Raw genomic sequence first — 12,827 nt, 5'->3', positions numbered from 1 at the left:
CTCCCCCACTGAACCCCGACCGCTGTTGATCATGAGGTTTGCTGTCACCCGCTTCGGCGTGGCGTGACGACAACCTCATGATCAGCGGGGGTGGGCGGACAGTTCTGTCACCAGTTCTTCGTCCTCCACCGCGCCGGTCGGGTGAAAGCCGAGGGAGCTGTAGAGGGTGGCGGCCTGGGTGTTGTCGGGGTGATACGAGAGGCGGACCGGGGGGTTGCCCTCTCGTGTGGACAGCCAGGCCGCCAGAGTTCGCACCGTCGCTCGTCCGACACCGCGGTTCTGCTCGGCGGCGTCGATCAGCATCCCACCGATCCAGTGCGAGCCGTCGTCGTCCACGCCCCACATCACGTGCCCGACGACGGTCTCGTCCGCGTAGACCGCCAACGAGGTCCACACCTCGGAACGGCTGCTGAGCAGCAGGTAACGCGCGCCCAGCGCGGCCACGAACCGGCGCTGGTCGTCGCGCGGCGCGACGTCGGCCACCGCCCGCCAGTTGTCGTCGTCGACCGGCCGGAGTGTGACGCGCCGCCCGCTCCGGTCCAGGTGTCCCCCATTGATCATCCGGCGGATGTTACCCCGACCCGTACCCGCAGATCTTGGACAGTTTCCGTTCCGCGCTGACGGTAAGTGTCCAAGATCTGCGCCGCGCGCGGGCGCTGCGCGTGCGGGGGCAGCACTGCACGCGGACGCGGGCCGGCGGGCGAGGGAACGGGCGAGCGAACGGGCGGACGCGAGCGAACAGGCGGGCGCCGGCCGGGGGGGCGGGCCGGCGAGCGAACAGGCGGGCGCGGGCCGGCGGGCGCGCGCATCGGCGGGCGCGCGTGCGGAGGAGCGGATCGGTCAGTCGAGCAGGGCGTCCAGGCCGACCGTGAGGCCCGGGCGGTTGCGCACCGCGCGTACGGCCAGCAGCACACCCGGCATGAACGACGCCCGGTCGTACGAGTCGTGCCGGATGGTCAGCGTCTCGCCGGTGGTGCCGAAGAGCACCTCCTGGTGGGCGACGAGCCCGGTGGCGCGCACGGCGTGTACGCGTACCCCGTCGATTTCGGCACCCCGCGCGCCCGGCACCTCGTCCTTGGTGGCGTCCGGCACCGGGCCGAGGCCGGCCTCGGCGCGGGCGCGGGCGATCTGCCGGGCGGTGTGCGTGGCGGTGCCGCTCGGTGCGTCCAGCTTGCGCGGGTGGTGCTGCTCGATGATCTCGACGGACTCGAAGTGCCGGGCGGCCCGCGCGGCGAACTGCATCATCAGCACCGCGCCGATGCCGAAGTTCGGGGCGATGACCACGCCCACCCCGGGCTTGTCGGCCAGCCAGCCGCGCACCTGCTCCAGCCGCTGCTCGGTGAAGCCCGTGGTGCCGACGACCGCGTTGATGCCCTGGTCGATGCACCACCGCAGGTTGTCCATGACGACGTCGGGCGTGGTGAAGTCGACGACCACCTCGGCGGTGGACACGGCGGAGCGGCTGTCGCCCTGGTCGATCGACGCGGCGAGTTCGAGGTCGTCGGCGGCGTCGACCGCCTTGCAGACCTCGACGCCCATCCGGCCGCGCGCACCAAAAACGCCGACCCGCAGCGGCTGGGCCGGGGTCTTCTCCTGCTCGTCAGTCACGGGGCACAACCTATCCCAATCGGGACGTGCCCCTCCGGCCGGATCCGGTGCGCTCCACCAGCTGGTACGCCCACCTCGGCGCCCCGACCGCGACGGGCGGCAGCCCTCAGACCGCGAAGTCACCCTCGCCGAAGGGGCCGACCACGGCCAGCGACATCGGTCGGCTGAGCAGCTCGGCGGCGAGGACGTTCACGTCCTCCACGGTGACCTCGTCGACCCGGCGGAGCAGCTCGTCCACGGGCATCAGGTCGCCGTAGAGCAGCTCACCCTTGGCCAGACGGCTCATCCGGGACCCGGTGTCCTCCAGGCCGAGCACGAACGAGCCCTTGCTCATGCCCTTGCCCCGGGCCACCTCGGCCTCGGTCAGCCCGTCGGCGGCCACCCGGGCCAGCTCGGCGCGGGTCAGGGCCAGCACCTCGTCGACCTTGCCGGGCGCGCAGCCGGCGTAGACGGCGAACAGGCCGCTGTCGGCGTACTGGCTGGCGTAGGAGTACACCGAGTACGCGAGGCCGCGCTGCTCGCGGATCTCCTGGAACAGTCGGCTGGACATGCCGCCGCCGAGCACGTTGTTGAGCACCCCGAGGGCGAAGCGCCGCTCGTCGATGCGGTCGATGCCGGGGCAGCCGAGGAGGACGTGCGCCTGCTCGGTCTCCTTCGACTCCACCAGGGTGGTGGCGCCCCGGGTGCGTACCGCCGGCGTTGCCTTGCGGTACGGCGCCGGGGTCGCCGGGTCGCTGTCCAGCGGGGTGCCGCGCACCGCCTGGCGGACCAGCTTGACCACCGCGGCGTGGTCGAGGTTGCCGGCGGCGGCGATGATGATCTGCGGCGCGGTGTAGCGGCGCCGGTAGAAGCTCTGGATCTGCCGCCGGGTCATCGGCGTGACGGTCTCCTCGGTGCCGGAGATCAGTCGGCCCAGCGGGTGGTCACCGTAGATGGCGCGGGCGAAGAGGTCGTGCACCTCGTCACCGGGCTCGTCGTCGTGCATGGCGATCTCTTCGAGGATCACGCCGCGCTCGGTCTCCACGTCGGCCGGCTCCAGCAGCGAGTCGGCGACCAGGTCGCACATCACGTCGATCGCCAGCGGCAGGTCCTCGTCCAGCACGCGGGCGTAGTAGCAGGTGTATTCCTTCGTGGTGAAGGCGTTGGTCTCGCCACCCACCGCCTCGATCTGCGAGGAGATCTCCAGGGCGGTGCGCTTGTGGGTGCCCTTGAAGAGCAGGTGCTCCAGGAAGTGCGCGGCACCGGCCTGTGGGCCGGTCTCGTCCCGCGAGCCCACCGCCACCCAGATGCCGAAGGAGACGCTGCGCATCGCCGGGATCGCCTCGGTGAGCACGCGCAGGCCGCTGGGCAGCACGGTACGTCGTACCGTGCCGCCCAGCGGGTCGTCGCTGAGCGTCCGGGTCACCGCCCGGGCGGTGCCGCCGGAGCGGCCCGCCCCGGTGTCCCGGGACGCGACCACCCCCCGTCGATCCGGTGGAAACGGCGCACTGAAGGCCCGACTCACGTGGTGCTCCCGGTTCGACGAGGGGTGGGTGATGCGAGGTACGACGATCAGCTGTGCCGGGTCCGGCGGCGCGGACGCTCGCCGCCCTCGCCACCCTCGCCGCCGCCGTTGCCGCCGCCCTCGCCGCGCTCCGGGCCACGGCCGCCACGGTCGCCGCCACGCTCGCGGTCGCCGCGGTCACGCGGGCCACGGTCACCCCGGTCGCGGCCAGCCGGCCGGTCGCCACCGGCAGCCTCACCGGCGGCCGGCGCCTCGGCGCCCTCCGGGCGGACCTTGTCCAGGTAGATCTTGCCGCGGGCGTCGATGTCCGCGATCTCGACCTCGACCCGGTCGCCGACGTTGAGGAAGTCCTCAACGCGCTCGACCCGCTTGCCGTCGCCCACCTTGGAGATGTGCAGCAGGCCGTCACGACCCGGCAGCAGCGAGATGAACGCGCCGAACGCGGCGGTCTTGACCACCGTGCCGAGGAACCGCTCACCCTGCTTCGGCAGCGTCGGGTTGGCGATGCCGTTGATCCGGTCCACCGCCGCCTGGGCCGACGGGCCGTTGGTGGCGCCGACGTAGATCGTGCCGTCGTCCTCGATGGAGATCTCGGCGCCGGTCTCGTCCTGGATGGCGTTGATGGTCTGCCCCTTCGGGCCGATCACCATGCCGATCTTGTCGACCGGGATCTTGACGGTGGTGACCCGCGGCGCGTAGTCGGACATCTCGGCCGGAGCCTCGATCGCCGCCTTCATGACACCGAGGATGACCTGCCGGGCCTCGTTCGCCTGCTGCAGCGCGGCGGCCAGCACGTCCGACGGGATGCCGTTGAGCTTGGTGTCGAGCTGGAGCGCGGTCACGAACTCCGGCGTGCCGGCGACCTTGAAGTCCATGTCACCGAACGCGTCCTCGGCACCGAGGATGTCGGTCAGCGTCACGTACTGGGTCTTGCCGTCCACCTCGTCGGAGATGAGCCCCATCGCGATGCCGGCGACCGGCGCCTTCAGCGGCACACCGGCGCTGAGCAGGCCCAGCGTCGAGGCGCAGACCGAACCCATCGAGGTGGAGCCGTTGGAGCCGAGCGCCTCGGAGACCTGCCGGATGGCGTACGGGAACTCCTCGCGCGACGGCAGCACCGGGATCAGCGCCCGCTCGGCGAGCGCGCCGTGGCCGATCTCGCGACGCTTCGGCGAGCCGACCCGGCCGGTCTCACCGGTCGAGTACGGCGGGAAGTTGTAGTTGTGCATGTAGCGCTTGCGGTTCTCGGGGGACAGCGTGTCCACCATCTGCTCCATGCGGAGCATGTTGAGCGTGGTGACACCCAGGATCTGGGTCTCGCCGCGCTCGAACAGCGCCGAACCGTGCACCCGCGGCAGCACGCCGACCTCGGCGGTCAGCGGGCGGATGTCCCGCGGGCCACGCCCGTCCATGCGGACCTGCTCGCGCAGCACGCGGTTGCGCACCTCGGACTTGGTCAGCGACCGGAAGGCGGCGCTGAGCTCCTTCTCCCGACCCTCGAACCGAGCGCCCAGCTCCTCGGCGACCCGGGCCTTGACCCGGTCCAGGGCCTCCTCGCGGTCGGCCTTGCCGGAGATGGTGATCGCCTCGGACACGTCGGCGCGGGCCAGCTCGGCGACCGCGTCGTACACGTCGTCCTGGTAGTCGAGGAAGACGGGGAACTCGGTGACCGGCTTGGCGGCGACCTCGGCCAGCTCGCTCTGCGCGCGGCACAGCTCACGGATCGCCGGCTTGGCGGCCTCCAGGCCGCTGGCCACGATCTCCTCGGTCGGGGCGGTGGCACCGGCCGAGATCAGGGCGACGGCGTTCGGGGTGGCCTCGGCCTCGACCATCATGATCGCGACGTCGCCGTCCTCGAGCGTGCGGCCGGCCACGACCATGTCGAAGGTGGCGCGAGCCAGCTCCTCCAGGGTCGGGAAGGCGACCCACTGGCCGTCGATGTGCGCGACCCGGGTCGCGCCGATCGGGCCGGAGAACGGCAGGCCGGAGAGCTTGGTCGACATCGAGGCGGCGTTGATCGCCACGACGTCGTACGGGTGCTGCGGGTCGAGCGCGAGGATGGTCTCGACGACCTGGACCTCGTTGCGCAGGCCCTTGACGAACGACGGGCGCAGCGGCCGGTCGATCAGGCGGCAGGTGAGGATGGCGTCCTCGCTGGGCCGGCCCTCACGGCGGAAGAACGAGCCGGGGATCCGGCCCGCGGCGTACATCCGCTCCTCGACGTCGACGGTCAGCGGGAAGAAGTCGAACTGCTCCTTCGGGTGCTTACCGGCGGTGGTGGCGGAGAGAACGACCGTCTCGCCCAGCTGGGCGACGACGGAACCGGCGGCCTGGCGAGCCAGCCGACCGGTGGAGAAGGTGATCTCACGGGTGCCGAAGGACCCGTTGTCGATCACGGCGGTGCGGGATTCGGTGCCGAGGTTGGTCTCGGTCATGTGCTGTAGTGCTCCTTCGCGTCGTGGGCCCCACGACACGGGGAACTGCTCAGCCGGCCGGTCTTCGATCGAAGCGCCCGGGTGGCCGGCATGATGCCGGGATTCCCGGGGGCCACTACCGGAGACCGGTACGCTGACCGGCTCCCTGTCGGGTGGTCGCGCGGCCCGTGTTCTTCAGGTGGGACGCCGATCGGGGGAGCGGCCGGTCGGCCACTCCCCCGTCACGTCACCGGCGCAGGCCGAGCCGCTCGATGAGCGACCGGTAGCGCGCAATGTCCTTCTTCTGGACGTAGTTGAGCAGCCGACGGCGCCGGCCGACCAGCAGCAGCAGCCCACGGCGGCTGTGGTGGTCGTGCTTGTGCACCTTCAGGTGCTCGGTCAGCTCAGCGATCCGCTTGGTGAGGACCGCGACCTGGACCTCCGGCGAACCGGTGTCGCCCTCGGCGGTCGCGTACTCCGCGCGGATCGTGGCCTTGGCTTCCTGGTCGAGCGCCATGTTCTCCCTGTTTCAGTGGGTTGATCAAGTAGGTGTCCGTCGTCCCGATGGACCGGGAACGGACCGGTACCTCGCACCCGCGGCGTCGAGCAGGCACGCGAGGCCCCACGCCGGTCACCCGACGTTTCCGCCAGACTACCAGCACCCGCCGAAAGCGCCCGGTCAAGGGCCTCGGCGAGGGGACGCGACGCGGGGGACGATCAGCCCAGAGCACGCCGTGTGCGCTCGACGTCCTGATTCATCTGCGTGATCAACGGCTCGATCGAGTCGTAGCGGATCTGCCCCCGCAGGTGCGCCACGAAGTCCAGGGCCAGCCGCTCGCCGTAGAGGTCGCCGTCGAAGTCCAGGGCGTACGCCTCCACCCGCCGCTCCCGTCCCGAGAAGGTCGGGTTGGTGCCCACCGACACCGCCGCCATCAGCGGCTCGCGCTGCCCGCGCCGGACCAAGCGGGCCGCGTACACCCCGTCGGCGGGCACCGCCGCGTACCGGTGGCAGAGCAGGTTGGCGGTGGGAAAGCCCAGCTCCCGCCCCCGCTGGTCACCGCGGACCACGACGCCCTCCAGCCGGTGCGGGCGGCCCAGCGCGGCCGCCGCGGCCCCCACGTCGCCGGCGTCGACGCAGGAACGGATGTACGTCGAGGAGAAGACGGTGCCGTCCTCGGCGACCAGCGGGCCGCCCTCCACGCCGAAGCCGAACGTGCGGCCCAGCCGCTCCAGCAGCGCCACGTCGCCGGCCGCCCGGTGCCCGAAGCGGAAGTTGCTGCCGACCACCACCAGCGCCGCGTGCAGGTGCTCGACCAGGATGTCGTGCACGAACTGCTCGGCGGGCAGCCGCGAGAACTCCGGGGTGAACGGCACCACGCAGAGCACGTCCACGCCGAGCGCCTCGATCAGCTCAGCCTTGCGAGCCGGCTCGGTGAGCACCGCCGGATGCGAGCCGGGGCGGACCACCTCGGCCGGGTGCGGGTCGAAGGTGACCACGACGGACTGCACGCCCAGCTCGCGGGCCCGGGCCACGGCGTGCCCGATGGTCGCCTGGTGCCCCTTGTGCACGCCGTCGAAGACGCCGATGGTGACGACCGAGCGCCCCCACCCGCCGGGCGCCGCGTCGTACCCCCGCCACCGCTGCATGCCGCTCCCCTCGGTAAGGAAGGGCTCCTTCCTGACGCCTCGCGCCGCGGAAGGGCCCCTTGTTGACACTCGCCCGGCGGATCCGCGCCCCCGGGCGTACCGGCTCCGCCGTCAGGCCGGGGCGAGCACGATCTCGGCGCGGGCCCGCCCGTCCCGCTCGCTGACGATAGCGATCAGGCCGCCGGACGGCCCGAAGACGGCGTACGGCCCGGTCAGGCCGGTCGGGTCGAGCGGCCCGCCGTGGGCGAGCACCCGCGCCTCGTCGGGCGTCGCCTCCCGGCGTGGGAAGAACCGGTCGGCTGCCGCGTCGAGCGGCAGGTTGACCACGTCCGGGGCACGTTGCTCCAGCTCGTCGAGGGTGGCCGCCTCGGCCAGGGTGAAGCCACCCACGGCGGTCCGGCGCAGCGCGGTCAGATGCCCACCGACGCCGAGCGCCAGGCCCGCGTCCCGGGCGATGGCCCGGATGTACGTGCCGGAGGAGCAGGTGACGTCGATGTCCACGTCCACCACGTCCGGCTCGGTGCGACGGATCGCCAGCACCTCCAGGCGGGAGATGGTGACCCGCCGCGCGGGCAGCTCGACGCTCTCCCCGTCACGCACCCGCTTGTACGCCCGCTGACCGTCGATTTTGATGGCGCTCACCGCGCTCGGCACCTGGTCGATCTCCCCGGTCGAGGCGGTCAGCGCCTCCCGGATGGCGTCGTCGGTGACCTGACCGGCCGGGGTGGTGGCGATCACGTCACCCTCGGCGTCGTCGGTGACGGTGGCCTGACCGAGCCGGATGGTGCCGGTGTAGCTCTTGGCCGCGCCGATCACGTACGTCAGCAACCGGGTGGCCCGGCCCACACCGATCACCAGCACTCCGGTCGCCATCGGGTCGAGCGTGCCGCCGTGCCCGACCCGCCGGGTCTTCGCCAGTCGGCGGATCCGTGCCACCACGTCGTGCGACGTCATGCCGCCGGATTTGTCGACCACGATCAGTCCATCGGTGCTCACGTCGCCCAAGCCTGCCAGACGCCCCGGAGGGCGACGTGTGTGGGCGGGCGCCGCCTCAGCGGACGACGCCGACGACCGCCCAGCGGCCGTCGCGCAGCCGCAACAGCAGGGCGACCAGCCGGATCACCACGAACAGGGTGAGCCCGGCCCAGATGCCGCCCAGCCCGAGGTCGAGCCCGTACGCCAGCCAGATGGCCGGCAGGAAGCCGCCGAGCGCCGCCACGATGGTGAGATTGCGCAGGTAACGCACGTCGCCGGCGCCGATCAGCACGCCGTCGAGCGCGAACACCACCCCGGCCAGCGGCTGCATGGCGACGAACCAGGGCCAGGCCACCATGGCCTGCTCGCGTACCTCGGGATCGGAGCTGAACCACGACGGCACCACGCCGGCGCCGGCGGCGATCAGCAGCGCGAAGCCGACACCACAGAGGCCGCCGAGCAGCCCGATCCGGCGGGCCAGCGACCGGGCGCCCGCCTCGTCGCCGGCCCCGAGCGCGGCGCCCACCAGGGACTGCGCGGCGATCGCGAGCGCGTCGAGCACCAGCGCGGTGAAGAACCAGAGCTGGAGGGCGATCTGGTGGGCGCCGACGGCGGCGGCGCCGAAACGGGCGGCGACGGCGGTCGCGGAAAGGAAGCTGGCCTGGAACGCCACGCCACGGATCAGCAGGTCCCGGCTGAGCACCAACTGCTGGCGGATCAGCTGCGGCCGGGGTCGCAGCGACACCCGTTCGGAGACCAGCGCCGCGGCGAAGAGCACCCCGGCGAGCGTCTGGGCGATCACGTTGGCCACGGCCGAACCCACCAGACCGAGCCCGGCGGGATAGACCAGCAGCGGGCAGAGCAGCGCGGAGAGCAGGTTGGGGCCGAGCACGAAGAGGAGCGGGCGGCGGGTGTCCTGCACGCCGCGCAGCCAGCCGTTGCCGGCCGCGGCGAGCAGCAGGCCGGGGGCGCCGAGCGCCGCGACGCGCAGCCACTGCGCGGCGGCGTCGGCCACCTCGCCGCCACCTCCGGCGAGGGTACGCGCGAGCGCGCCGCCGCCGATCTGCATGCCGACGGCGACCAGCAGCCCGACACCGAACGCCAACCAGGACGACTGGACGCCCTCGGCCACCGCCGCCGCCCGGTCGCCGGCGCCGTAGCGGCGGGCCGAACGCCCGGTGGTGCCGTACGCGACCACGGTGCCGAGCCACGCGGCGAGTGTCATGACCGTGCCGCCGACGGCGAGCGCGGCCAGCGGCACCCGGCCGAGGTGACCGACCACGGCCGTGTCGACCAGCACGTAGAGCGGTTCGGCGGCCAGCACCACGAGGGCGGGCAGGGCGAGGCCGGCGATTCGGCGGGGGGACGCGGCAAGCGTGCTGGTGTCCATCGCCGGCGATCCTGTCACGAGCTCAGTAAGGATCGCAAGGGTGGCCAGCACTTACCGGCGGAGGCCGGCGGGGGCTACCCCGTAGGACGATGCGGGATCAGTGCGCGGGGTGTCCCGGACGGGACGGAACCGATCGGGCGGTGACGCCTCGGACAAAGGCCGTCGACGGCGTCACCGCCGGACGGATCGGGTCACTGACGGGTGTCCATCGACGTCTGGAGCGCGCGGCGGGCCTGCTCGCGGGCGTCGTCGGCGGTCTCCGGCTTGGGCTTGTTCGGCATGGTGGCGCTCCTTCCGGTGTGCGAGCCACCGGCACGCGGCGACCCGCACGGGCGGTCGTGCTGAGCGCCCCACGGCGGTCCGGGGTTACCGGAGCAGCCGGCTGGGCGGTGTGCGCCCGGGTCGGTCTGACCCGGGAGGGAGGCGGCACAAGGTGTGGCACCACCACCCGCGACCTGCACCGCAACCGGTGCCGGCCGTCTCCCAAGCTATCGTTCAGGTCCACATACTGCTCACGGTTCCCGCCATCTGGACGGGCTACGACCCAGTTCAGCGGGCCAGAAAGTGCCAGCCCAGCCACCACCAGAAGCCGAACAGACCGATCCGGCCCACCGGCACCGGGCCGACCTCGTAGCGCATCACGTACGCGCAGACCTCGCCCAGGGTGGGGATCCGGGAACCCTCCCGCCGGGCCAACCACTCGACCACGCCGAACAGGGCCAGTGCGGTGAGGAAGCCGCCGATCGCGAGCGCCCGCATCATCGCCGCACCAACCCCCAGAACGCGGCCAGCCAGGCGAACCAGGCCGCCGACCGGGTCAGATGATCCTCCAGGAGGGGATCGGCCAGCCGGGAGAAGGTGGGGAAGTCGTCGCCCACCGCCAGCACGAAGGTGACACCTTCGAAGACCCCGAAGACGACCACTGGCAGCGCCCACCAGGCCGCGCCCGCGCCCAGCCGGCGCGGCGCCGGGCGGCGGGCCACCCGGTTGCTCAGACCGAGCCAGATCAGCACCCCGCCGGTGCCCAGGGTGTACAGGTTGGCCTCGGTCGAGAAGGACGCGAACCGGCCACCGACGAGCGACAGACAGACGAGGACCGGTACGGAGACGGCAGGCCGATCCCAGGCACGGGGGGCCTCCACGGTGAGGTCGTGCGGCTGCTCCATCCCGCAATTCTTCCCGGTCTCACCGAACGCGGGAAGACCAACACTCCCCGGAGTTGACCCTGATCTCCCCCACCGCAGGGCGGTGGCGGCCGGCGTTCCGCACCGGTTCCGGGCCGTACGACGACGCGGGGGCCGGTCAGCCGCCGGGGCGGATCAGCGCCGCGTCCAGCTGGCCGCGGATCGCCTCGACCACCTGCTCGACGGCGCCCCGACCGGTGAACCCGGCCGCGAACTTGTGACCGCCACCGCCCAGCGCGACCGCCACCCGGCTGACGTCGACCGCGCCCTTGCTGCGCATCGAGACGGCCCACTCGGCAGGCCTGGTCTGCTTCAGCACGCAGCTCACGTCCGCCTCGGCGGTGCACCGCACCGAGTCGATCAACGCTTCCAACACGTAGGGTCGCTGGTCGTGCCGGGCCAGGTCGTCCAGGGTGGCGAAGGTCCACACCAGGCCCCGACCGTCCGCCTCCGCCGGCTCCAGCCGGGCCCGGCCCAGCACCTCGCCGAAGAGCCGGACCGCGCCGAAGGGACGGGTGTCGAAGACCCGCCGGGAGATGTCACCCGGTGAGATGCCGGTGGCCAGCAGCCGGGCGGCCAACTGGTGCACCGCCGGGGTGGTCGCCTCGAACCGGAACGAGCCCGTGTCCGTGGTCAGTGCCACGTAGAGGCACTCCGCGATGGCCGGGTCCAGCGGCACACCGAGCCGGCCCAGCAGCTGATCGGCCACCACCGAGGTCGCCGCCGCCGCCGGGTCCACCAGGTTGACCGTGCCGAAGCCGGTGTTCGAGGCATGGTGGTCGAGCACCAGCGCGGCGGGCGCGGACGACAGGCGTCCGACCAGCTCACCGAGGCGCGACTCGCTCGCCGCGTCGAAACAGATCACCAGGTCCGGGTCGGGATCCGCGGCACTGGCCGGAACCAGCAGGTCCAGCCCGGGCATCCCCCGGAACGGCTCGGGCACCTCCGGCGGCCCGGGAAAGGTCGCCTGCAGGTGGCGTACGCCGAGCTGACGCAGGCCCAGACCGAAGCCGAGCATGCTGCCCAGCGCGTCGCCGTCCGGGTTGACGTGACAGATCAGCAGCACCCGGCCGGTCGGCGCGAGGCCGCGCACCAGCGCCTCGGCCGCCGCCCAGTCCGCCTGGGTGGGGCCGGCACCGACGGCCGTGGCGAGTTGGGGACCGGCGTTGCCGGTCACCGCGCTTCCTCACCCCGGGGGTTCTCCGGGACCTCGGCGCCCTCGTCGGTCTCGTCCGACTCCTCGTCGACCCGGTACGGCTGCGCCTCACCCGCGTACTCGGCCTGCGCGGCGAGCCGCTGCACCTCGGCGTCCGCGTTGCGGGCCGCGGCGAGCAGGTCGTCGATGTGCTTGACCTGGTCCTGCACGTCGTCCAGGACGAAGGTGAGCGTCGGCGAGTGCCGCAGCCCGAGCGCCTTGCCGACGGTGCTGCGCAGCAGACCCTTGGCGCTCTCCAGCGCCGCCGCCGTGTCCGCCTGGGCCACCGCGTCACCGAGCACGGTGTAGAAGACCGTCGCGTCGCGCAGGTCAGCCGTGATCCGGGCGTCGGTGATGGTGATCATGCCGAGCCGCGGGTCCTTGATCTGGCTCCGCACCACCGACGCGACCAGCTCACGCACCCGTTCCGCGTGCCGGCGTACCTTGGCCGGATCAGACATCTCGCCACCTCCACGGCGTCCTGCTCCCGGCCGACGCGGCGACCCGCGGGCCGCCGGCCGACCGGCCAACATCTCGAACATTACCTTCGCGACCGGCCGGGTCGGCGAGCACCGCCGGCACCCTGGTCAGTCGTCCTCCGCGCCGTACAACCGGCGCCGGACCGACAGCAGCTCGGCCTCGGGGCGACCGGCCACCAGGCGCTCGCAGGAATCCAGCACCTCGCGGACGTGCGCCGCCTCGGCGGCCACCACGGCCACCGCTATCTGCGCCCGCCCGTGCAGGTCGAGCGCGCCCACCTCGGCGGCCGAGACCTCGAAGCGGCGCAGCGCCGCCACGATCGGCCGTACATATGATCTCTTGGCTTTGAGCGACCGGGAGTCGCCCGGCAGCAGCAGGTCGAAGACCGCGGTTCCGGTGAACATCGCCCCGGACGATACCGCCAACCCGC

The 12,827-nt window shown here is 72.6% G+C and carries 13 protein-coding genes; all 13 read right to left on the bottom strand.

The features are described from left to right. Window positions 1-81 precede the first annotated feature (81 nt). Entirely contained in the window at window positions 82-561 is a 480-nt protein-coding gene (locus EAD89_RS05550; protein WP_121674964.1) for a GNAT family N-acetyltransferase, read from the bottom strand. A 279-nt stretch (window positions 562-840) separates the two neighbouring features. Then, window positions 841-1,608, bottom strand: coding sequence for a 4-hydroxy-tetrahydrodipicolinate reductase (dapB, locus tag EAD89_RS05545; RefSeq protein WP_121674963.1), 768 nt, complete (start codon window positions 1,606-1,608; stop codon window positions 841-843). A gap of 106 nt (window positions 1,609-1,714) precedes the next feature. Next, a complete protein-coding gene (locus EAD89_RS05540; RefSeq protein ID WP_121652609.1) occupies window positions 1,715-3,112 on the bottom strand; it encodes a pitrilysin family protein in 1,398 nt (465 codons plus the stop codon). Window positions 3,113-3,159: 47 nt separating this feature from the next. Next, window positions 3,160-5,547: a polyribonucleotide nucleotidyltransferase gene (locus EAD89_RS05535; RefSeq protein WP_121674962.1), complete on the bottom strand. Its 2,388-nt coding sequence runs from the start codon at window positions 5,545-5,547 to the stop codon at window positions 3,160-3,162. Window positions 5,548-5,773: 226 nt separating this feature from the next. Next, window positions 5,774-6,043 carry a 30S ribosomal protein S15 gene (rpsO, locus tag EAD89_RS05530; RefSeq protein WP_074317913.1) on the bottom strand — a complete coding sequence of 90 codons (270 nt, stop codon included), beginning with the start codon at window positions 6,041-6,043 and terminating at the stop codon, window positions 5,774-5,776. Between the two features lie 200 nt (window positions 6,044-6,243). Further along, entirely contained in the window at window positions 6,244-7,173 is a 930-nt protein-coding gene (locus tag EAD89_RS05525; protein WP_121674961.1) for a bifunctional riboflavin kinase/FAD synthetase, read from the bottom strand. Between the two features lie 111 nt (window positions 7,174-7,284). Next, window positions 7,285-8,169, bottom strand: coding sequence for a tRNA pseudouridine(55) synthase TruB (gene truB / locus EAD89_RS05520; RefSeq protein WP_121674960.1), 885 nt, complete (start codon window positions 8,167-8,169; stop codon window positions 7,285-7,287). A 55-nt stretch (window positions 8,170-8,224) separates the two neighbouring features. After that, a complete protein-coding gene (locus EAD89_RS05515; protein ID WP_121652605.1) occupies window positions 8,225-9,538 on the bottom strand; it encodes an MATE family efflux transporter in 1,314 nt (437 codons plus the stop codon). 549 nt (window positions 9,539-10,087) lie between these two features. Further along, entirely contained in the window at window positions 10,088-10,297 is a 210-nt protein-coding gene (locus tag EAD89_RS05510) for a DUF6186 family protein (RefSeq protein WP_199723267.1), read from the bottom strand. Beyond that, window positions 10,297-10,704: a hypothetical protein gene (locus EAD89_RS05505; protein ID WP_121652603.1), complete on the bottom strand. Its 408-nt coding sequence runs from the start codon at window positions 10,702-10,704 to the stop codon at window positions 10,297-10,299. Before EAD89_RS05505 ends, EAD89_RS05510 begins: the two co-directional genes overlap by 1 nt. 136 nt (window positions 10,705-10,840) lie before the next feature. Next, window positions 10,841-11,899 (bottom strand): bifunctional oligoribonuclease/PAP phosphatase NrnA, encoded by a 1,059-nt coding sequence (locus EAD89_RS05500; RefSeq protein WP_121652602.1) that lies wholly within the window; start codon window positions 11,897-11,899, stop codon window positions 10,841-10,843. After that, window positions 11,896-12,378 carry a 30S ribosome-binding factor RbfA gene (gene rbfA / locus EAD89_RS05495; RefSeq protein ID WP_121652601.1) on the bottom strand — a complete coding sequence of 161 codons (483 nt, stop codon included), beginning with the start codon at window positions 12,376-12,378 and terminating at the stop codon, window positions 11,896-11,898. The genes EAD89_RS05500 and rbfA overlap by 4 nt, the downstream gene beginning before the upstream one ends. A gap of 126 nt (window positions 12,379-12,504) precedes the next feature. Beyond that, window positions 12,505-12,801, bottom strand: a complete 297-nt coding sequence (locus EAD89_RS05490; protein ID WP_074317898.1) for a DUF503 domain-containing protein — start codon at window positions 12,799-12,801, stop codon at window positions 12,505-12,507. Between the last annotated feature and the right edge of the window lie 26 nt (window positions 12,802-12,827).

This window comes from Micromonospora sp. BL4, assembly GCF_003667505.1.
Lineage (GTDB): Bacteria > Actinomycetota > Actinomycetes > Mycobacteriales > Micromonosporaceae > Micromonospora.
The sequence above is the reverse complement of the archived record's forward strand: the minus strand, read 5'-3'. Positions and strand labels throughout refer to the sequence as shown.

Bases quoted from the DNA above. Each gene is read 5' to 3' on its own strand.
- EAD89_RS05550 (WP_121674964.1), bottom strand. From the start codon at position 561: ATGATCAATGGGGGACACCTGGACCGGAGCGGGCGGCGCGTCACACTC.
- EAD89_RS05535 (WP_121674962.1), bottom strand. From the start codon at position 5,547: ATGACCGAGACCAACCTCGGCACCGAATCCCGCACCGCCGTGATCGAC.
- rpsO (WP_074317913.1), bottom strand. From the start codon at position 6,043: ATGGCGCTCGACCAGGAAGCCAAGGCCACGATCCGCGCGGAGTACGCG.
- EAD89_RS05525 (WP_121674961.1), bottom strand. From the start codon at position 7,173: ATGCAGCGGTGGCGGGGGTACGACGCGGCGCCCGGCGGGTGGGGGCGC.
- EAD89_RS05515 (WP_121652605.1), bottom strand. From the start codon at position 9,538: ATGGACACCAGCACGCTTGCCGCGTCCCCCCGCCGAATCGCCGGCCTC.
- EAD89_RS05510 (WP_199723267.1), bottom strand. From the start codon at position 10,297: ATGCGGGCGCTCGCGATCGGCGGCTTCCTCACCGCACTGGCCCTGTTC.
- EAD89_RS05505 (WP_121652603.1), bottom strand. From the start codon at position 10,704: ATGGAGCAGCCGCACGACCTCACCGTGGAGGCCCCCCGTGCCTGGGAT.
- rbfA (WP_121652601.1), bottom strand. From the start codon at position 12,378: ATGTCTGATCCGGCCAAGGTACGCCGGCACGCGGAACGGGTGCGTGAG.
- EAD89_RS05490 (WP_074317898.1), bottom strand. From the start codon at position 12,801: ATGTTCACCGGAACCGCGGTCTTCGACCTGCTGCTGCCGGGCGACTCC.